The sequence below is a fragment of the Fibrobacter sp. UWOV1 genome, from assembly GCF_900142495.1.
Taxonomy (GTDB): domain Bacteria; phylum Fibrobacterota; class Fibrobacteria; order Fibrobacterales; family Fibrobacteraceae; genus Fibrobacter.
In genome coordinates this window covers 1-21,286 of the sequence record NZ_FRBA01000003.1, presented here as the reverse complement: position 1 = coordinate 21,286, position 21,286 = coordinate 1, and the positions used below count along the sequence as shown (strand labels likewise).

Below are 21,286 nucleotides of genomic sequence, written 5' to 3'. Positions count from 1 at the left end.
CCCCTTTTTTGTATATTTTAAACACTATGCGTGCGTCTATTTCGAGCCTTTTATTTTTATGTGTTGGAGCAGCCTTTGCCAATGGTTTTTATGGCAACAATAGCGACATTCGCTGGAAGGCCGCAAGCACAGACCACTTCAACTTTATTTACCCGGCCGAATACAGTTCGCATGCTGCAAAAGTTTCCGCCTACGCCGAGGCGGTCTACGATTCTGTCGTCACCCGTTATCATCGCGACTTGCCTGGCCGCGTGAGCGCGACTCTCAACAATGCCCTTTACAGTAACGGTAACGCCATCCCAAGCGAAAACTCCATCAACCTTTGGCTAACCAACTGGGACTTCAAAATCCGCAGCAGCCACGGTTGGCTTTCGGACGTAGTCACGCACGAATTCAGCCACTTGGTCAGTATCGAAAACGCGAGTAAGTTCAAACCGAGTATTTACGGTTTGCAAATCAGCTATACCGACTACTACAACGAACGCACCACGCAAGATTTTGCGAGCATGATTCCCTTTACGCTGCAGCCGCTTTGGTTTGCCGAGGGTACGGCCCAGTACGAATCGAGCCGCATGGGTTTCGACGCCTGGGATACCCACCGCGACATGTTACTCCGCGTGGCAGCCCTGAACGATAGTCTGCTCACGCTCCCCTACATGCACGAATTTTCGGAAAATTCGCTGTTTGCAGAACTTGGTCCCTACACGCAAGGCTTTTCGCTGGTGCGTTACATCAGCCAGAAATACGGCGAAGACGCCATGCCGAAAATTTGGCACGAAATGTCCAAGTACAACCGCATGACTCTCGATGGCGCTATCAAGAAAGTGCTCGGCATAAGCGAACAGGAGCTTTACGACCAATGGAAACAGGAAATCACTGAAGCCTATAAGGCGCAGCGTGACAGTCTCGGCACTCTCGTCGAAGGCACCAAGATGACCGAAGGCTCCTTCTGGCAAGACTTCCCGATTGTCGCAGGCAAGAACCTGTACGGCGTTTCAAATTTTGGCGGCCCCTGGTTTGACGGCGGACTTTTCAAGATGCCGCTCAGCCCTAAAGACACGAGCAAAAAGGACGAAGTCATCGATGGCGTCGAAATCGGCGAAATCACCGTCGAAAACGAAACCGCAGACTCCACGATTGAAATCGGCGACTACGCCAAGCACGCATTCAAACTCAAGAAACCTTGGCTCGACAAGGGTATCGATGTCCACGAAGATAGCGTGCAAGGCCCGATGCTTGCCTACGTGAGCTACCAGAACCGCGACAAGGATGGCCACGCCCACTTTGACATCGCCGTAAGCGACACCAACAAGAATTCTGTTTCTGTCACCTACCTCGCCGACGCCGTGTATCCCGCCATCGATGCTCAAGGCACCACAGTCATCTTCGCCATGCGCGAACCTTACAGCACGCGATTCAAGCTCGCCAAAGTTCCGTACCCGAAAAATATCAAGGATTACACCTCCGAAGATCCGGTTGACCTCTTTGTTCCCGATTCCAAATTCAACTACTACAACATTTACAGCCCCAAGTTCAGCCCTGACGGAAGTCACATCGCTTTCGGATTTTTTGACGACAAAACCCGCGGCATTGCCATCATCGATAGCGACGGCAAGAACTTCAAGATAGTCAGCACCGAAGGCTTTGATGAACGCGACGTAAACTGGATTGACAACGACAAGATTGTCTTTGCCAGTAACCGGAACGGCATTTTCAACCTAATTGAAAAATCGCTCTCCAGCGGAAGCGAACGCCCGCTCACCAACGTAGTCGGCGGCGCCTTCACTCCGGCCCTCGCAGGCGACACACTCTACTTTACCGAATACGACAAAGACGGTTTCTCGCTTTATAAAATGCCCTATGGCGCAACACCGATGGTAAACGACACCGCCGTTACCGTAACCGAGCGCGACAGCGTCATTCAAATCGCCGACACAAGCTGCGTTGAAACGGCAAAAGATACAAACGTCATTGCGAGCGCCGAAGAAGCGAAGCAATCCACAGACTCTGCGCCCTGCGTTCCGCAAATCGTCCTCCGCGACTCCGTTCTGAAAATTGCAGACACCACGCGCACCGTCTCGCAAAAGCCCGCCGATGCACAAATCACACTCCGCGGTACACTCCCGCCCCGTATCGAAAAGCCGCTTGAAATTGCAGACATCGAATTCGCCGGCATCGAGCGCGACTACAAGCCAATCCCCTATATTCCACTGTTCGTTCCGATGATAGTCTTTAGCGAAAATGCGCCCGACCTTACCGTGTTTGGCGAAGGTCAGCTCAAGGCAAAGGCAGGCCTTGCCGCTATCCTTTCGGACCCGCTCAAAAAGAACACTGTCCAAATCGGATTCTTGCTCGAAATCGGCAACGGCATTGACTACATCAACGGAGACGGACTCAACCCCAGGCAAGAAAAAGAATTCTTCGTGTCTTGGGAAAACCACAGCACTCCGCTCGACCTCGGACTTTCGTACACTTACGCAAACTATACCAGCAAAGACACCATACGCTATGAAGACGTTCGCGCCAACAACGGCGACAGCCTCGGCGTCAGCCATTACGCTATTTCGATGCAGTCTATCGTCGCAGGCGCCGGTTACAGTATTTTCAAGAGCATCGACACCTTGCAGGTGGCCGCCGGTTACGACTGGGCAAACTTCAACCTGTACGAAGACAATTTCGACTGGACATACCAGAACCGCTTTACCACACTCGTCGCACTCGGTCTCTACGGCGACCACGCCGAAGACACCGAAATCAACGGTCAGGGCAACGGGCTTAGGCTCTTCTACCAGTACAGCAATTCCGACTTGTTCCGCCCGGGTACCTTCGCCGAAAGCTTTACCGTTAACGCAAACGGCAAGATTACGCCCAAGTACCGCAACTTCAACATTCACGAAGTCGGCATCAATCTTTACGGCAGTATCCAGAGTCCGCTCACCGGCGCCCGCCTAGCGGCCGGCGGCAAACTTAGCGGCGTGTACAAGTGGAATACCGACGCCAAGCAGGACACGCTCGATTCGTACTACTACAATCCTGTATTCATCGAAGGTTACCCTTACCTGCGCAATTCCGAAAACTACACGCTCGCCGGCATGCGCACCGCCATTGCCGAACTCCATTACCTCTACCCCGTTTACGACGACTGGCGCAAGAGCGCATGGATATTCGAGACCCGCAGTTTCTACATCGACTTGTTCTCGCAGATGGGCGCCGCCTGGAACGGCAAGTGGTTCGACACCGACAAGTTCACCGACCACCGATTCTGGGACCGCTCCGTGGGCTTAACCTTCCGCATGAGCAACCGAATCTTCTACAGCGTGCCGTTCGACATCTCGCTCACGCTCGCCCGCGGTCTGAACCGCATCGACGAAGACGAGAATTTGCATGGGGGTAAAAAGCTTACGCCCATTGACCTTCCGGCAATACCCGAAAGCATCGCCCCCACCCGCATCAAATTCGCCATTGGAATGGGATTTGTTAATAGTTGGCAATAGCCAACTATTAACCGCCTCGCTTACGGCTCAGATATGCCCACACAAGTGTGGGCGCATCATTCGCCTTAGAGCGAGGTCATAAATTCTTGGCAATAAACCATAAATTTGTAGCTGCATCTACGGCTCGGTCATGTACAAACCTTCGGTTTGTCCGCGACTCTCGCCTTGCGATGTAGATCCAAATAGTTGGCAATAGCTAAATAATTTCAAAATCGGAAATCAGAAATCCGAATTCTGAATTCACTAGAGTTCGCCGTATTTTTGTTTGGGCTTGACTTCGCCGGGAAGCAACTGTCCCGGACTTGTGCGCTGGCCGTCCTTACCCGTAAAGTTCGGATTGTAGGGCTTGACCTGCGCCTTCTTCTGTTCGGCCTGCAAGTCCAGCATGTGCCGCTCCCATTCCTGCATGGCCTGATCCAGTTCCGCGCGTGCATTGAGCATCAGTTCTTTCAACTGCATCAGCTCCAGCATCTTGTCGCGCTTCATGATCCAGAGCTCTTCTTCTTCAGGCATGCGCTCAATGTTAAAGAGCAAGTTCATGTATTCTTCTTCGGCGGCGCGGTATGCCTTCTCCATTTCCTTGTAGACCATGTAGCGGTCATCCACCATCGTCTGTTGCGGCGACGGATGCGACGCACACCCCACCATGGCGAGAGCCACAAGGAAAAACAATTGTACACAAAAAAACTTACGCATAGGCCATTAAAATGTGCAATGTGCAATGTAAAATGTGAAATGTGAAATGAATAATGAACAATTAATAATTACACATCTCACATCACTAATTACTCATCATTCTCCGGTTTCTTGATCGTATACAGTCTTTCGAGCGTAATCTGGCTCTTGAAGGTCGCGGTGTCCTTCGTGTCGGGATTCACCATGGTATGCGTTCCGACCTTGACTTCACGTTCCTGGCAAGGCACGCCCGTCGTCGGGTCGATCATGACTTCGAACTGGGTCTGGTATTCCGCCTTAAGGCCCTTGTTGTACTTCTTGAACTGTTCGGGAACAATGCCGCTATTCACGTGCTGTTCCCAAATGTAGTACGGGAAGTTTTCCTTTTCCTGCAGGTACACCACATAGTCCAGGCAGCGGCGATGGTCGCGGTTTTCAAAGCCCTTCACCACCACGGAATCCACCTGAATCAAGGCAAAGTTCAAGCGGCCCTGGTCCTTGAGCATCTGCGTAATGTTACCCTTGGTCGGCACTTCGCCCAAAAGCATGTGGTCCATTTCCCAGCGATGCTTTTCCAAGCGTCTCAAGTGCGGCTTGTAATCCGGATTCAAAAGCTGCTTGCGCCACACTTCGGGCATCGGAATACGGGCAAGCAGGGAATCGTAGCCGTCTTCAAGGCCATCGATAGTCTTTACTTCGCGGTCAATGGCAGCCATATCCACAGACTTCACGCGCCAAGCCAGTTCCGAAGGCATGTAGTTCTTCAAGTAACCGCACGACTTGTCCATCACGTAATCGCGGTGCACCTTCAAGGTATCGCCCGCATTGGAATACGTCAGGTTCACATAAGCGGCCGTCACCGTCCCCATCTGTTCGTTACCCTTCAAGTCAATTGTCGAAAAATATCCTTCGGCATAAAGTTCCACCACAACAGGGGCGTCCACCTTATAGCTCACGTTCACTTTGGATTCACCGCAACCGCCGATTACAAGGGCAGCTGTGACTGCACATAGAATTTTCTTCATGAATTACCGATTTTTAGTAAGTAGAATCTGTTTGGACAAAAGCACCTTGCCATCGCCACTGACTTCAATGACAACCGGGCCCGGTTCCTTTTTGCGGCACAGTTCGCGGGCCGTCATCACGCCCATATGATGGCGGGACTTGCCCTGCAGCGTATAGACCCACTGCTTGTCGCTAACGGCCACTTCGTGGTCCCAAATCTTTTCGCCCTTGTGGGCAATCGTGCCTTCGTAAAAGGTCGTCTTAAGCATCGAAAAGTCAAAGCTCTTTCCGTAACGGAACTGCACAATCAGCGGGTCCCTCATTTCGAACTCGCTCATGGTATCGGCCACGACATCAAGGGCCGGATTCCATTCTCTTCCGCATACGATAGCGGTATCCTCAACCGAACATCCTGCAAACAGGCTAGCCATCGCCGCCACGAATGCAACGAACCATTTTTTCATACTTGCCTCCTTGTATGCGCTTTTAAACTAGTAAAATACCAGTTTGTCGGCTATCTCGAAAGCACAAACAACATTTCCAAATGGGGTGTCTGGGGGTAAAAGGCGAATCCTTCGGCCTTTTTCAGGGCAAAACCGCCCTCCCGGAACTTCGCAAAGTCCCTTGCGAGCGTCACCGGATCGCAAGAAACATAAATCAGGCGGTTCACCGAGCTCTTGATGATGGCCTCTAATGCCGTCGCCGGAAGCCCTGTCCGCGGGGGGTCCACAATCAAGGTTGCAGGCACGTCCACCACGTTCTCGGCAAGCCAATCTTCTGCGGGGGCAGACACGTTCTCTATGTTTATGGGGACGGGGGACACCCCCGTAACGCCCCCGTTCAAATTCACGCGGGCATGCGTCAAGCAGCCATCGTCACGTTCCACGGTCGTAATCTTTTTAAAGCGGTCCTTCAAAATCGCCGCAAAGAATCCGACTCCGCTGAACAAGTCAATGAGCCAGGCGTCACTCGCCTCGCCGCTTGCAATACCCTCATCAACTGCATTCTGCACGGCGGTTACAAGCTCCGGCAGCAAAGCCAGATTGCTCTGGAAAAACACCGAGGCGTCCGAACGGATTTTCTTGCCGGCCATTTCGACAACACTCACGGCATTCTTTTCGAAGTCGGCGGCAGGCATACCCTTGTAGTAATAGCTGACCTTGCCCGCACCGTTATCGAACAAATTCACGTCCAGCTCAAAATTTCTGGGCGGGCGCTTGGACGCCTTCATCGATTCTTCAAAAATTTTTGCCGCATTTTCTTTCAGGAACGCATTGAGTGCGGGCGTTAGCACCGGACAATTTTCAAACGGAATAATCCCATTGCTTTTTTGCATACGGAATCCGTAGCTGACCTTGCCACTCTTGGCACGGGCAATCACCACGCGGGCGCGGTTCCTGTAGCCCCATGCAGGCCCGGTATGAATCTTGAAGTCTTCCGGCAATTCTACGCGGGCAATTCGCCTAAAGTTTTCGCGTTCTACAAGCACAGAGCAAGCGGCCTGTGCAGAACTTTCCAGATGTTGCAAGCTGCACCCGCCGCACTTGCCGTAAAGCACACATCTCGGCTCCGCGCGGTCTACACTTTTTTCCGTGACTTTAATCACCCGACCCCGCGTAAAATCTTTCTTATTCTGCAAGATTTCCACTTGGCAAAGTTCGCCCGCAAGCGCCCCTTGCACAAAGCACACGCGTCCATCAGGCAGGCGGGCCATGCCTTCGCCACCCTGCACCATCTTTTCTATGCGGAGCTCATAAATCACAACGCAAATATAGTAATGAGTTGTGAGTTATGAGTTGTGAGTTATGAGTTGTGAGTTGTGAGTTATGAGTTGTGAGTTATGAGTCGTGAGTTATGAGTTGCGAGTTATGAGTTGTGAGTTGTGAGTTATGAGTTTAAGTTTTCAGCCGTAACCACTTTCTACCTTCCGCCCCCTACCTACTAATCTTCAAAAGGTCTAGATTTATAGAAAACAAACAAGGATGTTATTATGGAGTTCAGAAAAATTCTTTCCCCCGTTCTCGCGATGACTGCTCTTGGTGCGAGCAGCCTCTTCGCAGCAACAGCCTACATGAACCAGGTCGGTTTCTTGACCAAGGGCCAAAAGCAAATGGCCGTTGTCGGCGCTGAAGGTAAAGAAATCGTTTTCAAGACCTCTAGCGGCACCGAAGTTCTAAAAGTCACCGCCCCCGAAGCCCAAGTCTGGATTCCTGCAGGCGATACCGCCGCATCCCTGGTCGATTTTTCCGAAATCCAGACCGAAGGCAAATACCAAGCCTATATCGATGACGAGCCGATTGGCCACCCCATTACCATCGGCGACAAGGCTCTCGAAGAAGCCGGCAAGGCCTCTATCAAGTTCTTCTATTTCCAGCGCGCCTCTACCGCTCTTGAAGAAGAATACGCCGGCATTTACGCCCGCGCCGCAGGCCACCTCGATACCGCCGTCAAGTACCACCCCTCTACCGGCAAGACCGACACCGAAGCAACCTTTAACGGTTCCAAGGGCTGGTACGATGCCGGCGACTACGGCAAGTACATCGTGAACTCCGGCATTTCTACCTACACGCTCCTTCAGCTTTACCAGCAGAACAAGGAATACTACGACACCCTCAAGCTGAACATTCCCGAAAGCAGCAACGACATCCCCGACCTCCTGGACGAAATCCGCTGGAATCTGGACTGGATGCTCACCATGCAAGACGATGACGGCGGTGTGTTCCACAAGCTCACCACCAAGCAGTTTGCCGGTACCATCATGCCCGAAAAGGGAACCGCACAGCGCTTTGCAATCGGTAAAGGTATCGAAGCTTCCTGGGATTTCGCAGCCGTAGTCACTCTCGCTTCCGAAATCTACAAGCCCTACGATCCTGAATTCGCCCAGAAGTGCATTGACGCCGCACAGAAGGCTCGCATTTGGGCATTGACACACCCCTACGAAATTTACGAACAGCCCAGCGACGTGGGCACGGGAACTTACACCGGTTCTGTCGAATGGGCATCCAAGCTTTGGACCAACATCGAAATGTACCGCGTCAGTGGCGACACCTCCGTGTCAAGCATTATCAAGTCCCTTCCGATCAGCAACAAGAAGGCCGTTCTCCAAAGCTGGCAGAACAACTACATGCTCGGCATTTTCACCATCGCTATGAGCCCCGACGCCTTTGAAGCCGAAATGGTCGACTCCGCTACTTCCATCATCACCACAATGGCCGATAACTATGTCAAGTCTCTCGACAACAACGGCTACGGCGTAGCCCTTGCCAAGGGTGACTTCTACTGGGGTTCCAATGGTGTTGCCGCCAACAAGGGCATGGTTCTCATTCACGCCTACATTCTGACAAAGGACGAAAAGTACCTGAATGCAGCCCTGAGCATCGTGGACTACATTCTGGGCCGCAATCCGCTCGACAAGTCTTACCTTACCGGCTACGGAGTCAATCCGGTCATGAAACCGCACCACCGCCCGAGCCAGGCTGACAGCATTGACGCTCCTGTTCCGGGTATGATTGCCGGTGGTCCGAACGCATCCGCTACCGACTGCGCCAAAAAGTACAACAACCCCGACGCCGTCGCAAGATCTTACTACGACAACTCCTGTAGCTACGCCACTAACGAAGTCGCTATCAACTGGAACGCCCCCTTCGCCTACGTGATCGGCAGCCTCCAGGCAATCGCTGCCACTGGCAAGTCCTACGACATCAAGACTCCGGTCTCGGCCAAGTACGAACTTACCTCTATTCCGGCAGCCCGCAACCGTATCAAGGCCGCTCCGCAGGCAAACAGCAAGCGTCTCGTGCTCCGCGGCAAAAAGGTTCAGGTGGAATACACCGACAGAAACGGAATCAAGAGCTACTTCAGTATCGGCGGCAAAAAGGTCCGCTAAAAGGATCCTCCCAATCCCACCCAATACAAAACGAATGCAGCATCATTTGATGCTGCATTTGTTTCATACTCAAGAATCTTTTTTGTCACACTGATTCGAATTTGCTAACGCAAATTCATTTTTTTACAATATATTTTTAATTGCATTTTGCAAATGCACTTCGTCGCCGGAATTGTCTATAAATCGGATATTCTTGCCCGGGAAAAGGCGAATCCATTCGTCTTCCCTTTCTTTGGCGGCTTGCAATTCAATACGGCGTTCTGCATCGTCTTCGCTAAAGCCGCGATTTGCAATCAAGCGGTTCTTGCGGACATCTCGGGCAGCGCACACCACCCAGATTTCATCCAGGTGCTTTACTAGCTCAGGGACATTTTCAAATAGGGCTGCCTCGACAAAAGCCGGATTCGCATGCAGCAGGTACTGAGTCAGCGCCGGGTACACTAACGCCTCCAGGCGCTTTCTTGCCGTCGGGTCGCTAAAGACCAAATCTGCCATACGGCTCCGGCTAACGCCCTTCTCCGTCAGCATCTCTTCGCCGAATTCCTTGGCAATCGCCGCTCGAAGATTCTTGTCGTCACGGTACAAGTGATGCACCGCCACATCCGCATCGATCACGCGGATTTTACGGTCGCGCAAAATGCGACCGACCAGCGACTTTCCTGCACCAATTGTTCCTGTAATTCCAATCATCATTCAACCAAGTTTATTTTCCTAGCGCAATCAGGCATATACCCAGAACCACGCCCAACAAGGCAACAAACTTCATTTTGCTCTTGCGTTCCTTGAAAAGTAGTAAACCGGCAAAGAACGAAATCAACACGCTAGAGCGGCGGAACACCGTAATAATCGAAATCAAGGCGTCAGGGTCACTCACTGCCACAAAATAGCAGCGGTCCGCCACAATCAGGAGTACCGCCACCAAGACCATGGACCAGCGGAATTTAAAGGGAGTCGTTTTGTGCCGCGTCGGAAACCAGGTGACCGCGCAAATGGCAAACTGCCAGAGAGCCATGTAAATGCTGAACCACACCTGGACCGTAAGGGGGTCAAAGTTCATGCACTGCAGAATGAACTTGTCGTACACGCCGCTACAGGCCGCCAAGAGCGTACCCAGCACCATGCAGATTACCCAGCCGTTGCTGAAGAAATGCCCCATTTCTTTACGACCCGCAAGGCTTAAGCCCACATAGGAGCATATGCAGATGGCAACACCTATCCACTGGAGCGCAAAGGGACGCTCGCCCATAAAGGTCACGGCAATAAAAATCGTAAATACGGGCGCAAGCGCGCGAATCGTTGTCGCGATGCTCAAAGGCAAATGGGCCAGAGCGTTATAAGTCAAAATCCAACTGCCGCCTACAATGGCCGCCTTCCCGAACAAGTAAACATGGCTCTGCAAAGGCAAGGATTCGCAATGCCCTGTCAAAAGGAGCGGGCTCATAAAGAGGGCGTAAAAGGCGCTGCAAAAGAACAGTGTCACACGGACCGCATTGTCCTGCACCGACTTTTTCTTGGCAAGATCATAACACCCCAAAAAGAATGCCGAAAGTAAAGCTAAAACGAACCATGACATAGCGTGCAAAATTTAGAAAACCCTCTTGCCAAAGCGATATTTTAAACATATTTTTATATTAACTTTAACAAAAGGATCCAATATGGGAATCAAAGGTAAAGCATCGTCCCTGCTCGAAGAATTCAAAGCCTTCGCGTTCAAGGGTAACATCGTCGATATGGCTATCGGTGTGATCATCGGTGGTGCATTCGGCAAAATCGTCACTTCCTTCGTTAACGACATCGTTATGCCGTGCGTTACCGCCATTATCGCCATGGGCGGCGGCAAGGATGCTGGCGAAGGCCTCAAGGCTCTCGCATTCACGACGGCCGAAGGCGTGACCATTCCTTACGGAAGCTTCATTGGCGGCATCATCGACTTCCTCATTGTTGCCATCGTGGTGTTCATCGTCATGAAGAAGTTCCTCGGCTTCATGCAGAACATGCGTAAGCAAGAAGAAGCCCCGGCTGCGCCTCCGGCACCTCCTGAACCGTCTGCCGAAGAAAAGCTCCTCACCGAAATCCGTGACTTGCTGAAAAAGTAGTTGGCAGAACTTAGAGCCTAGACTAATGAGACCCCGCTTAAAATGCGGGGCCTTTTTTTGCCCAAACGTCTATCCGCCTACAGCCAACTTCCTACAGTCTACTGCCTACTTCCTACTGCCTACTTCCTACTGCCTACTGTCTACTACCTACTGCCTACCGCCTACTGCCTACCGCCTACTTCCTACTTTTATCTCCGCTTCAGCGGTAAACGGCAATTCCTCTAGCTGCGGAGTCGCGATAATCACCTGGCAGGCTTTTTCACGGATGAGAGTCGCCACCGCATCGCGGCGATTCACGTCGAGTTCTGCAAAAATATCGTCCAGCAAAAGAATCGGTTTGCTCAGGTAACGGGTTGCCACATCGACCGCGGCAAAGCGCATGGCAACCGCAGCACAGCGGCACTGGCCTTGCGATCCGCAAGTACGCATTTCAGAGTCGCCTATGCATACGCCCAGGTCGTCCTTATGCGGGCCCGACAATGTTATTCCCTGAATTTTCTCGGCAAATTCCAGACCGGCGAGTTTGCGGCGGTATGCCTCGCGCAAGGCGTTTTCGTCGACCGATCCGTCTTCGGACTCCCCCGATTCCGACGCAATATAGAGCGAACCTTTATCGGCTGCCATTGCGGCCTTGTCGAGTTCAGAATCATCTAGGAATTCCGCGCCATCGAGGGCATCCAATTCCTTGAGAATAGAACTCTTGTAGGCGCAAGCGATTTCATCTACCCCGCCCGAAAGCTTGCGGTAATAACCGGTAATAATCGGCGAGATTTCTTTAGAAAGTTCAATGCGTGCGGCCCAAAGCTTGGCGCCCAAGTCTACCAGCTGTTCCGTAAGCACCGCCAGAAGTTCATCGCCACCGGTAGCAAAGCCTTCGCGCTTGTACTGGCGCAGCCACTGGTTACGCTGTTGCAGTACGCGGCGGTAGCGCTTGAGCACCGCGGCATTTGTCTGAGAGCGGTAACAAAGAATTTCATCGAGCCAACGTCTGCGTACTTCGGGCGCCCCGCGCAAAAGTTCAATGTCAGACGGCTGCATCACCACAGCCGGAATGTTTCCAAAGAACGCCGTCGGCGACTTAAGACTTTCACCGTTTTCACGCACGTCTGTGCTACGGCGCCCCACGCGAATGGCGCGTTTCGTCTCGCGGCCCGCATCATCGAATACGGCACGCAAAATCAATTCGTCGCCGTTCCTGGCAATCATTTCCTTCAAATCGCGCGCCCTAAACGAAAAACCTTGCGCAAGCAAATGCACCGATTCCAATATAGACGTCTTGCCACAACCGTTTGGCCCATGGACAACGGTGATTCCCGGTCCAAACTCTTGTTCAAAGCCAGACAAGCTGCGTACGCCGTCTATATAAATCTTCGAAATCACGGAATATAGCCCCGCAGGCCAAAACTAAGCGGAGTCCAGATTCCCGCTTCCGTTTCGTAAATCAGGGCGTAGTTCACATCGAAGGGATACTTCTTCTTGCCGATTCGAATCATGAACTTGTAGCCGGCACCCACCGTCCAGTCCAGGTCATCCATACCCAAACGGAGCGTGCCGTCCGGAATCACTTCGCATTCAAAGCCCACACGCCCCGTCCACACATGCAAATCGGGGTCAAAGGCCAGGAGCGTGTCGGCCACCTGGTAATCCAGAGCTTCCATCCAGGCGTGCACGGGCATGCCCGCAATCTTGGAACGGTAGCCCACACCGATCTGCAGCACCTTCGGGCGCACGCCCTCGGTACTTTCTACGGAATTGTCGGTACTGGTATTCTTGCTCCACCTGGCAGACAGGTTTTCGCTAAAACTCAGGTTGCGGATTACCACGGACGTCGACCACTTTTCGTTCCACTGTCTAATCCAGCTCAAGTTGATCGTCACCGGACTGCGGTAGTCGTCAACCACTTCGGCGACCCCTTCGTAGTATTCCGAAATATCCATGTTGTCGTAACTCATCGAGAACGACAAACCGAAGGCGTCGCGACGCGTGGCACGGTAAGCCAAGCCCAAATACATCATCGTAAAGTAGGGCGTTGCCGTACCCATGGTTTCATCGTCTTCGTTAATCACATCGAAGTTCAAGTCGCCACGATAAAGCATCGCAAAACCGATACCCATGCGCCTACCCACCGGGCCTTCCAGGCCAAGCGATCCGCCCAAACGGTCCAGGTCGCGCTTTTCTGCGTTCAGGTTATAGCTCAAGTGTTCCCTGAAGCCCAGAATGGCCGGGTTCCAGTAAGCCGCAGGCATCGACGCCGTATCCGCAGAGCCCGTATTACCGCGGCCCAATTCGCGCGTGCCAGCACCCATACGTTCCACAAAGCCGTCAAAGCTACCCAGCGTCGCCTTCTTGCCCGCAAACGCAGAAGAAGCAACAACGAGCATCACCAACATCATCAGAGCCCAGCTCTGAATTCCGAATTCTGAATTCCGAACTATCATTACTTGTGCCCTCCCAAGGTCATTACCTTGCCCCAGCCTATATGGCCGTGGTTATCCTTGACACGCACATAGTATACGCCCATGGTGCAGGGCCTGCCCGCCTTGTCCTTGCCGTCCCAGAAGTCTTCCTTGGGATTCGTGCTGCGCGAAGCATCCGCTCCACGAGGAGCGCTTTTTACAATCGTGCGGATTTTACGCATGTCGTAACTGAACACGTCAATCGTAATCTTGGAATCCTTGCCCACCTTGTACGACACAAGCGCTTGGTCGCCCGCCGTAATTACCGACGGTACCATGCGCACAGAGCCTAAATCGTTTCCGAGCTTGGCGCGGTTCAAAATCGGGGTCCAAGTTTTGCCCGTATCTGCCGAAACAGAAATTCCGTTGCCGTAGGTAGCAAGCGCAAGGCCCGTCACATTCTTGGCCAGCGGGAACGAGCAAATCGAGGTAATGCGGAAATCACGGTCAATGGCGCCGGTTGCATAGCCGTAAAGCCATTCACTCTTTCCGTCGTCATCCATATCCCAAGCACGAATTCCGGCCGAATCCAGCTTAAAGTATCCGCTCACGTCACCGCCCGAAACGGCAACCGCCACAAAGGCCGTATTGCCGACAAAAGCCACATCGCTCACGGTGTAGTCGCCTTCGTCATAAATATCCTTCTTCTGTTTTTTGCCGGCCGTGTCCAAGAAATTCACCTTCGCAAAATCCTTGGCACCCTCGCGGAGCACCCACAAAGCGCCCTTCATCGACTCCTTTTCCATACGCGAAGTTTCTGCAACAATCGTCAGCGGGTCGCCGCCCATCCAAAGTCCTGTCACGCGGGCACTCGTATCAAGCGCTGTAGACGCCTTGGCTACCTTGCCGTCCGCGCTACGCATCCAAAGTCCCTTGGAAGTCGCCATCCAGATGTCACCAGTTTCCGGATGTTGCTTGACATCGAAAATACGCGGGTTTTTCTTGTCTTCCCACTTGTAATTCGATTTTGCCGAATCCAGCGTAGCCGCTTTCAGGTTCAACTGGTACATGCCATGCTTTACTTTGCTGCCCGACGCATCGTACAGGCCAAGCCCGGCTGCACCGCGGGCCATCCAAAGTTGCTTCTTGGACGAATCGTACGCAAAGCCGCTCACGGCATAATACATAGCCGTATCCAAATCAGCCAGTGCCTCGGGCTGCTCCAGCGGGGTTTCATAAATGTTGTCGATTCCGCCCACCCTAAAAATTCCCGTTGGCTGCAAATACTCGCCGTCATCGTCCAGACCAAACATCGGCAACACATAGCCAATCTTGCCGGCATAAACCGAAGGAGTCCTGCGATGTTCCGCAAGCACGTCTCTAAAAATGCCATTCTGCGTCGCGGTCACCGAATCCGTCATCTGGTCCTGACGCGATTCCACCACCTGCACGCCGTTTGCCCCCACCTTGAGTTCCAACAGAGTCACGCCGCTATAAATATCGCCGCGCGAAAACACCCACAGGCTACCCGTTTTTCCCGTTTCGCTCACGTTCAGCGCAGCGTTGCTGAACAAAGTCTCTGCAGCAAACGCGCCCCCTACAAAAGTAAAGGCGAGCGCCAAGGCATTCACGTATTTTCCGAACAGTCTATTCATAAATTACCGCATGTCAATTTCGTCTACGCCTTTCACCGGCTTGTACTTAAAGTCCTCGGATTTCCAGGACTTGACCACAGAAAGGTTCACAATATTGTACCACGAGCCGTTACCGGAAGGATCCACCGTATACAGGCGCTTGGGAGAAAAATCCTTTTTCGAGAGCCAGACTTCCATCTGCGTGAACTGTCCCCTGTACTTGGAAGGGTCCAGTTTCAGCACCCACAGTTTCTGGTTGTTGAATTCACCTTCCGAAATCTCCTTGGCCTTGCAGTTCAGGTACTTGAACAAAAGTTCCGAGGGGTGCAATGAGCTCGACAAGTCCTCGACCGACTTGATCAGCACCTGCTTCTGTTCCACATTGTGCTGCCACAGGCTTTCTCCATCGCTATAGAACTTGATTCCAGCCATATCCAGCACAAAGCGATCCCCTTCGGCCACCAGCAGCTTTCCGTTCTGCGAGGCGATATCCGGAGAATCCGCATAAAATACCTGCACCCTAAAATCAAGGTTCCACGCCTTACCCGACTTGAACCAGGCTTTGGATTTTTCCATGGCCTCGTCGGCGGATAAAGCGAAAACGCAGTTCGCAGCAAGCGCCACTACAATTACAAACAGCCTAATTAACCTAATGCGATCGAACATCTAGGAACCTCATTAACATGAATATGGGCAAATTTACAAAATTCGCACACGCTGTATTTGGCTTTTTTGCCTAGATATTTCTATCTTTGCACAAGAAATTTCAAATCATATTGGAAACTGATATGCGCAAATTGATCATGCCACTGGCAATTTCTACCGCCGCCACCTTGGCGCTCGCTGCAGACATCGAAGTCCACGGCGATGTGAATATGGACTATGCCAGCTATTTTGACCGCGATTTTGACCCCACGAACGCAGGAAACCAGGACATTGACCTCGCCCTGCACGCCCACCTCGACGAAAACATCTCCCTCGTCGTCATGGGAACCACGCATAGTACTTTTGTCGACCAGAACGGTGAACTCCAGGAATCCGAAGTCCGCCACGGTCTCGCCCGTTCCACCGCCATGGGTTCGGATGGTCGCTACAATTCCTTCGACTTTGACGGTGTCCAGTTCCGCTGGGACGTGAGCCACCAGGTTACCCTCATTTTCGGTGACATGACTTACAGCGCAGGCGCATTCAACTACTACTTCTGGCGTGACGCGTCCCGCTACGCCGTCATTACCCGCGAAGAAAGCCTCCGCGGTTTCGGAGCCGAAGTCGGTAACGAAAAGTACGGCACGGGTGCATTCTACTTGGGCGCCTCCGACGACACCGACCACACGCTTTCCATGTTCCTCACCTATGCGTTCCCGCTCTTGAACCATACTGACGAACACTTGATTATCAAGCCGAGCCTCGACTGGGTGTTCGGTTCTGACATCGGCCGTCCCTACACCTACGTGCTCGGTACCGAAGTCGACTACTCCAAGAGCTTCGAAAAGTTCAACTACGGCATCTACGCCGTTTGGGGCCTGCACCCCTACAAGGGCAAGGGCACACACTCCTTCTTGCTCGAACCTAGCATGAACTACGCCATCTTTAACTTGGGCGCAACGTTCTTCTACGCTATCGTCGACAAGGATTACGAAACCGAGCCGCAGCTCATGACCGAAGACCAGATGCTCTTCGCCGTCGAACCGAGCTTCAACATTCATAAGAAGTACACCCTGGGTGTTTCCTACGAATACCACGATCCGGACAAAGAAACTCACGGTGACGACTTCCAGTTCCTGGGCATGAACCACTACCTCTACCCCACCATGAACACCGAAATCGTTATCTGGTACGGTTACAACTTCACCGGCAAGCACAACAACGACACCCCGTTCGGCGAGGCCAGGTTCTCCCTCGGTTTGAGCGGCAAGGCTAGTTTTTAAGTAAATCGCACAACGATTAAAAGCCGGGCGACAAGCTCGGTTCTTTTTTTATTTACCCTCCTCTACAAGGTTCAAGCCGCCAACAACCGCTATTCTAAATATCGGCTACTCAAACAAAACTAGCCTTCATTTATTTTCCCACAAACAAGAATCTATTACGCAATAGAGTCCTGCAATTTCTACGTGAGCGAAAAAGCCCCCGGGTGTTAACCGGGGGCGTTCGCGAGAGCGAGGCGATATCACATTTTCATGTATGCGATAGAGCCGAGCGGTCCCTTACTGACCGAGGTACTTACGGCCGATACCGAATTCATCCTTGTATTCGATGTAGTCCGGAACGAAGTCCTTGGCGAAAGAGAAGGAGATGTTCACGGAGCACTGGAATTCGTTCATCAGCTTGCCCTTGCCCTTGAAGCTCTGCTTCTTCTTTTCGATCTTTTCCTGGCCCTTCTTGCCTACGAGCACTTCAGCTTCGCACCAGCCGCTGTTACCCTTGGCGAAGACTTCCTTGCCGTCGGTAGACACGAGCTTGATCTTGGAGGGGTCAAGTTCGGTGTTGTTACCCGTAGAAGCCCAGAACTGGAGTTCGCCAGAGAGAGAACCCGGAGCCATCTTGATTGTCGGGAAGGCCATCACGTAGCCCCACTTGTCCACGCGGCGGCTGACCGGTTCACCGATCTGTTCACCGAAGATCAAGAAGTAACCGCGAGTGCCCTTACGGCTCTTGTTCAAAGCGGCCTTCACGTCAGCATTTTCCGGTGCCATTTCGGCAATCTTCATAATCTGGTATTCGCTCACCACCGGGTCAGATTCGCCCACGGCTTCGGAGAGGTTCTTGGCAACGTAAGCGTTTTCAGCCTCGGTGCGGATAGCCTTCACGGCGGCTTCGCCAGCGCCCTTGGCCTTTGCAGTCACCAAGGCGGTGTCAATCTTTGCAAAAGCATTTACGATCGTACCGTAGTCCATGCCTTCCTGAGCGGCCTGCATCTTACCGATGTTAGCAAGCGTCGTCACGTATTCCTGGACAACGTCAGCATTCTGGACTTCAGCCATGTTCACGGAAGCCTTGTCGAAGTATCCGTTGATAAGATCGCTGTTCAAGTCCTTCTTGGCTTCAGTTTCTGCAGCACGGACCAGAGCGAGCGTGAAGTTATCATAGAATTCATCGGACATGCTACCCTTCTTCTTAGCCTCGAGGTAAGAATTGATAGCGTTGCGATAACGGCCTTCCTTGAGGTGTTCGTCACCGCGCTTTTCGTTAGTACCCTTACAGCCGACCATCGTGAATGCGACGGCGGCAGCCAGAGAGGCAATAAAGAGTTTTTTCATTTGATTTTCCTTCAACTGAATGATTTTGTTTAGTAAAAATACCTTTTTTCCCAAGAATTCTTTCCCCGGGATTATACATTATAAAAATAATTAAATAAATTTATGTTAAACTTTATCTATAAGTAAAATTTTATTTGGAGTATTGATCAGGAATGGACATCCTTGTCGTAAGCCCCGAAGCCGGAAATTGGCGCAAAACCAGCCCTCTGGCCACCGCGGTCAACCGTATGACTGACGCTTTCGCTAGCGCCGGCACCAAGGTGCTTACCTGTTCGCCGTTCTTCAAGAACCTGATGGTCGACGTAGGCAGCTACCGCTGCGTATATACCGGCGTCGAAAAGCTCCAGAACAAGCCCTACGAAATCTGGGTGTCCGATAAGGACCCTTTGCACACATATATTTACAATGAGGAATATTTCGGCAGGCCCTATGTCTACAGCCCGCCGCAAAGCGCCCCGTATGCCGACAACCACATCCGGTTCGCATTCCTCGCCTCGGCGGCCCTCGCCTACGCCAAAGAAACAAATTTCGAATGTGACGCCATTCTGGGCCACGAATGGGGCGGAGCCCTCGCAGGCGCGCTTGCCAAGACCACGTATCAGGAATACGCTGGCAAAATTCCGTTCTTCTTTACCGTCCATAACATCACCTACGATTTCCATATACCCTCCAGCGAAATTGAAAAAATCGGTCTTCCGCGCAAAGACTACAATATGGACGGCTACGAATTCTGGGGTAAAGTAAGCCTTCTAAAAGTGGGCATCCTGTATGCCACCAAGGTGCTGTTCCCGTCGCCCGGCTACCGCGACGCCATGCTCAACACGAACCTACCCGGCGGAATCAGCGGATTCCTGAACCGAAATTCCGAAAAGCTCATCGGAGTCCAGTTCGGCGTGAGTTACCAGGTCTGGGACTTCAACAAGGAAAACCTTCCCATCAAGGAAGCGAAGTCCAGAGCCAGGGCGCACCTCCAACAGCAGTTGGGAGTCGATTTCGACGGCAGGATGGTCCTTTACGTCCATCTCGACGAAGAAGCGGGCAACACCTCCGAAACGCTCGCAACGATTCTATCGGATATCACGCGACTCGACGTATTCATTATCGTCGGTATTTCGTCGAACAATAGCGAATGGAACTACTACAAGGACTTCGCGCAGCAGTACCCCGAAGTCATGTGCGTCCAGGACCTCGAAAGCAGCGGCGACAACACGCTACAGCTCCGCGACACCCTCGCCGGATCCGACGCCTTGTTTGCAGCGAACCTCCGCGAACCGTCTTCCTCGATTATCCTTAAGGCAATGGCCGCAGGGACACTTCCCCTTACGGGCCGCACGGTCGGCGTTTCCACGATGCTCACCAGCTACGCCCTCGAAACCGCAGGCGAAGCGAACGCGTTCCTCGTGGACGACGCGAACGCCCCGCACCAAATGCTTCGTGGCGTGAAGGACGCGGTCAACGTCTACAAGACTGAAATACAGGACTGGGACAAGTGCGTGGTGAACGCCTACAGCGGATTCCACTACGAATGGTGCAGAACCATTTCCAAATACCTGCTCATATTCGGTGAACTTGGACTGTAACGTCCGTTCTTTCATTACAAAAAGACTATATTTGGCCCATCATCGGAGCTTTAGCTCAATTGGTTAGAGCAGCGGACTATCAACCCAGCCCCGAAAAATTTTCAGAAAGTACTCCATTGGAAGCCCGAAGGCAAAAGCCTCCGGGCCTTTTTCATCAGTAAAATCAAGGCTTCCGGCGCGATTTGGACTGTCTGTCGCGGTTCTCCGTCGCTTGTAATGGTTTTTCCCGAAAGACGGGAGAAACCGCCAAAAATCGGGTATGATGTGAGACATTTGTGAGCTTTTTGTGAGCCGACTTTTAGGCAAATTTTAGTAGATTTGTTTGTATGAAAAGCTACAGCATATCGCAGCGGTACAAGTACCGCGGCAACCTTACATGGTACGGGAGAATCGCGGAGGATGGCGAGTTCTCCTACATCAGTCTTAAAACCAAGCGCAAGAGCGACGCACAGGAATGGCTGAACATGATGAACGCGGCCAGGTTCATGCCCGAAGAAATCCGCCGCAAGCTCATGCCGAAGGACAGGGGCTTCGACGAGGCGCTCCCGAAGTTCCTGGATTCCGTCGCGGCGTCCAAGGGCGACGACTCCAAGACCCACCTCGCTTACAAGTACCGACTCAAAACATTCAGGGAATGGCTTGACGCAAACGGCATCAAGACGCTCATGCGCTTCGATGCCGAACAGGCGACGAACTGGGCGGTGTGGCTGTCCGAAAGGTACGCTCCCAAGTCCCAGCACGAAATGGTTCGCTGCACAAGCCAGTTCTGCCAGTGGGCGGCTAAGATTTACGACCTGGGCGACTACAACCCGTTCCGCGACGTGGCGTTCCCCAAGGTTCCGAAACGCGCCAAGGCGTTCTGGACTCCCGACCAGATTGAAAAAATTCTCGACAACGCGCCCGACCCGGAATTTAGACTGTTCTGGTCGGTCATGGCCTTCGCTGGCCTGCGTCATGCGGAGGCTTGCCGCTTCGGGCCGTCGTGCATCCAGGAGGACGGAAAGATGCGCGTCGTCGGCAAGGGCGACAAGGAAGCGTTCCTTCCGATTAGCGACCGCCTCAAGGCGGAAATCAAGCGCTACGGCAAGCTGAAAGACGGCATGTTCGCGACAGCCCGTTTCGACCATGCGGACAGGTGCAACGAAACGCTGCGAATTGCAGTGGAAGCTGGTAACGTATATTTTCTTTCGCAAATTCCGCTAAGGGGGTAAAAAAATAGGATGTTCCAATTTTTAGATTTGAAATAACCACAAATCAAACACA

The 21,286-nt window shown here is 52.4% G+C and carries 17 protein-coding genes; 6 read left to right on the top strand and 11 right to left on the bottom strand.

The window, feature by feature from the left end; genetic code table 11:
- The first annotated feature begins 26 nt into the window (after positions 1-26).
- Positions 27-3,494 (top strand): hypothetical protein, encoded by a 3,468-nt coding sequence (locus tag BUC02_RS05755; protein ID WP_073319910.1) that lies wholly within the window; start codon positions 27-29, stop codon positions 3,492-3,494.
- Between the two features lie 243 nt (positions 3,495-3,737).
- Here BUC02_RS05755 and BUC02_RS05750 read toward each other — a convergent pair whose 3' ends face one another.
- The 4 genes from BUC02_RS05750 to BUC02_RS05735 all read right to left on the bottom strand — a co-directional run bounded on the left by BUC02_RS05750 (position 3,738) and on the right by BUC02_RS05735 (position 6,936).
- Entirely contained in the window at positions 3,738-4,190 is a 453-nt protein-coding gene (locus BUC02_RS05750) for a hypothetical protein (protein ID WP_139261037.1), read from the bottom strand.
- Between the two features lie 89 nt (positions 4,191-4,279).
- Entirely contained in the window at positions 4,280-5,194 is a 915-nt protein-coding gene (locus BUC02_RS05745) for a hypothetical protein (protein ID WP_073319906.1), read from the bottom strand.
- Positions 5,195-5,197: 3 nt separating this feature from the next.
- Positions 5,198-5,638, bottom strand: coding sequence for a hypothetical protein (locus BUC02_RS05740; protein ID WP_073319903.1), 441 nt, complete (start codon positions 5,636-5,638; stop codon positions 5,198-5,200).
- A 50-nt stretch (positions 5,639-5,688) separates the two neighbouring features.
- The gene (locus BUC02_RS05735; RefSeq protein WP_254794117.1) at positions 5,689-6,936 is read right to left on the bottom strand and encodes a class I SAM-dependent RNA methyltransferase; all 1,248 of its coding nucleotides are present in this window, start codon (positions 6,934-6,936) and stop codon (positions 5,689-5,691) included.
- 228 nt (positions 6,937-7,164) lie between these two features.
- Between BUC02_RS05735 and BUC02_RS05730 the strand changes: the two genes are divergently transcribed.
- On the top strand, positions 7,165-9,060 hold the full coding sequence (locus BUC02_RS05730) for a glycoside hydrolase family 9 protein (RefSeq protein WP_073319898.1): 1,896 nt from the start codon (positions 7,165-7,167) through the stop codon (positions 9,058-9,060).
- Between the two features lie 123 nt (positions 9,061-9,183).
- Here BUC02_RS05730 and coaE read toward each other — a convergent pair whose 3' ends face one another.
- Together coaE and BUC02_RS05720 are read right to left on the bottom strand one after the other, a co-directional pair.
- Positions 9,184-9,753: a dephospho-CoA kinase gene (gene coaE, locus BUC02_RS05725; protein WP_073319896.1), complete on the bottom strand. Its 570-nt coding sequence runs from the start codon at positions 9,751-9,753 to the stop codon at positions 9,184-9,186.
- Positions 9,754-9,763: 10 nt separating this feature from the next.
- The gene (locus BUC02_RS05720; protein WP_073319893.1) at positions 9,764-10,633 is read right to left on the bottom strand and encodes a DMT family transporter; all 870 of its coding nucleotides are present in this window, start codon (positions 10,631-10,633) and stop codon (positions 9,764-9,766) included.
- An 82-nt stretch (positions 10,634-10,715) separates the two neighbouring features.
- Here BUC02_RS05720 and mscL point away from each other — a divergent pair, with 82 nt between their 5' ends.
- A complete protein-coding gene (gene mscL, locus BUC02_RS05715; RefSeq protein WP_073319890.1) occupies positions 10,716-11,156 on the top strand; it encodes a large-conductance mechanosensitive channel protein MscL in 441 nt (146 codons plus the stop codon).
- A gap of 168 nt (positions 11,157-11,324) precedes the next feature.
- Here the strand turns inward: mscL and BUC02_RS05710 are convergent, their stop codons facing one another.
- The 4 genes from BUC02_RS05710 to BUC02_RS05695 are packed head-to-tail and all read right to left on the bottom strand — an operon-like array spanning position 11,325 to position 15,852.
- Positions 11,325-12,536, bottom strand: a complete 1,212-nt coding sequence (locus BUC02_RS05710) for a DNA replication/repair protein RecF (RefSeq protein ID WP_073319887.1) — start codon at positions 12,534-12,536, stop codon at positions 11,325-11,327.
- Positions 12,533-13,594, bottom strand: coding sequence for a PorV/PorQ family protein (locus BUC02_RS05705; protein WP_073319884.1), 1,062 nt, complete (start codon positions 13,592-13,594; stop codon positions 12,533-12,535). Before BUC02_RS05705 ends, BUC02_RS05710 begins: the two co-directional genes overlap by 4 nt.
- Complete coding sequence (locus tag BUC02_RS05700; protein WP_073319881.1) at positions 13,594-15,207, bottom strand: hypothetical protein; 1,614 nt, start codon at positions 15,205-15,207, stop codon at positions 13,594-13,596. Before BUC02_RS05700 ends, BUC02_RS05705 begins: the two co-directional genes overlap by 1 nt.
- A gap of 3 nt (positions 15,208-15,210) precedes the next feature.
- Positions 15,211-15,852 carry a LolA family protein gene (locus BUC02_RS05695; RefSeq protein ID WP_073319878.1) on the bottom strand — a complete coding sequence of 214 codons (642 nt, stop codon included), beginning with the start codon at positions 15,850-15,852 and terminating at the stop codon, positions 15,211-15,213.
- A 122-nt stretch (positions 15,853-15,974) separates the two neighbouring features.
- Here BUC02_RS05695 and BUC02_RS05690 point away from each other — a divergent pair, with 122 nt between their 5' ends.
- The gene (locus BUC02_RS05690) at positions 15,975-17,114 is read left to right on the top strand and encodes a hypothetical protein (RefSeq protein WP_073319873.1); all 1,140 of its coding nucleotides are present in this window, start codon (positions 15,975-15,977) and stop codon (positions 17,112-17,114) included.
- Positions 17,115-17,390: 276 nt separating this feature from the next.
- Here the strand turns inward: BUC02_RS05690 and BUC02_RS05685 are convergent, their stop codons facing one another.
- Positions 17,391-18,443 (bottom strand): hypothetical protein, encoded by a 1,053-nt coding sequence (locus tag BUC02_RS05685; RefSeq protein ID WP_073320625.1) that lies wholly within the window; start codon positions 18,441-18,443, stop codon positions 17,391-17,393.
- Between the two features lie 152 nt (positions 18,444-18,595).
- Here BUC02_RS05685 and BUC02_RS05680 point away from each other — a divergent pair, with 152 nt between their 5' ends.
- The gene (locus BUC02_RS05680; RefSeq protein ID WP_073319870.1) at positions 18,596-20,023 is read left to right on the top strand and encodes a glycogen synthase; all 1,428 of its coding nucleotides are present in this window, start codon (positions 18,596-18,598) and stop codon (positions 20,021-20,023) included.
- Positions 20,024-20,349: 326 nt separating this feature from the next.
- Positions 20,350-21,234, top strand: coding sequence for a tyrosine-type recombinase/integrase (locus BUC02_RS05670; protein WP_073319868.1), 885 nt, complete (start codon positions 20,350-20,352; stop codon positions 21,232-21,234).
- Positions 21,235-21,286 lie beyond the last annotated feature (52 nt).

Excerpts from the sequence above, each read along its gene's own strand:
- BUC02_RS05705 (WP_073319884.1), bottom strand. The coding sequence starts at position 13,594 with ATGATAGTTCGGAATTCAGAATTCGGAATTCAGAGCTGGGCTCTGATG.
- BUC02_RS05695 (WP_073319878.1), bottom strand. The coding sequence starts at position 15,852 with ATGTTCGATCGCATTAGGTTAATTAGGCTGTTTGTAATTGTAGTGGCG.
- BUC02_RS05685 (WP_073320625.1), bottom strand. The coding sequence starts at position 18,443 with ATGAAAAAACTCTTTATTGCCTCTCTGGCTGCCGCCGTCGCATTCACG.
- BUC02_RS05750 (WP_139261037.1), bottom strand. The coding sequence starts at position 4,190 with ATGCGTAAGTTTTTTTGTGTACAATTGTTTTTCCTTGTGGCTCTCGCC.
- BUC02_RS05720 (WP_073319893.1), bottom strand. The coding sequence starts at position 10,633 with ATGTCATGGTTCGTTTTAGCTTTACTTTCGGCATTCTTTTTGGGGTGT.
- BUC02_RS05740 (WP_073319903.1), bottom strand. The coding sequence starts at position 5,638 with ATGAAAAAATGGTTCGTTGCATTCGTGGCGGCGATGGCTAGCCTGTTT.
- BUC02_RS05755 (WP_073319910.1), top strand. The coding sequence starts at position 27 with ATGCGTGCGTCTATTTCGAGCCTTTTATTTTTATGTGTTGGAGCAGCC.
- BUC02_RS05670 (WP_073319868.1), top strand. The coding sequence starts at position 20,350 with ATGAAAAGCTACAGCATATCGCAGCGGTACAAGTACCGCGGCAACCTT.
- coaE (WP_073319896.1), bottom strand. The coding sequence starts at position 9,753 with ATGATGATTGGAATTACAGGAACAATTGGTGCAGGAAAGTCGCTGGTC.
- BUC02_RS05680 (WP_073319870.1), top strand. The coding sequence starts at position 18,596 with ATGGACATCCTTGTCGTAAGCCCCGAAGCCGGAAATTGGCGCAAAACC.
- BUC02_RS05745 (WP_073319906.1), bottom strand. The coding sequence starts at position 5,194 with ATGAAGAAAATTCTATGTGCAGTCACAGCTGCCCTTGTAATCGGCGGT.
- BUC02_RS05690 (WP_073319873.1), top strand. The coding sequence starts at position 15,975 with ATGCGCAAATTGATCATGCCACTGGCAATTTCTACCGCCGCCACCTTG.
- mscL (WP_073319890.1), top strand. The coding sequence starts at position 10,716 with ATGGGAATCAAAGGTAAAGCATCGTCCCTGCTCGAAGAATTCAAAGCC.
- BUC02_RS05700 (WP_073319881.1), bottom strand. The coding sequence starts at position 15,207 with ATGAATAGACTGTTCGGAAAATACGTGAATGCCTTGGCGCTCGCCTTT.
- BUC02_RS05730 (WP_073319898.1), top strand. The coding sequence starts at position 7,165 with ATGGAGTTCAGAAAAATTCTTTCCCCCGTTCTCGCGATGACTGCTCTT.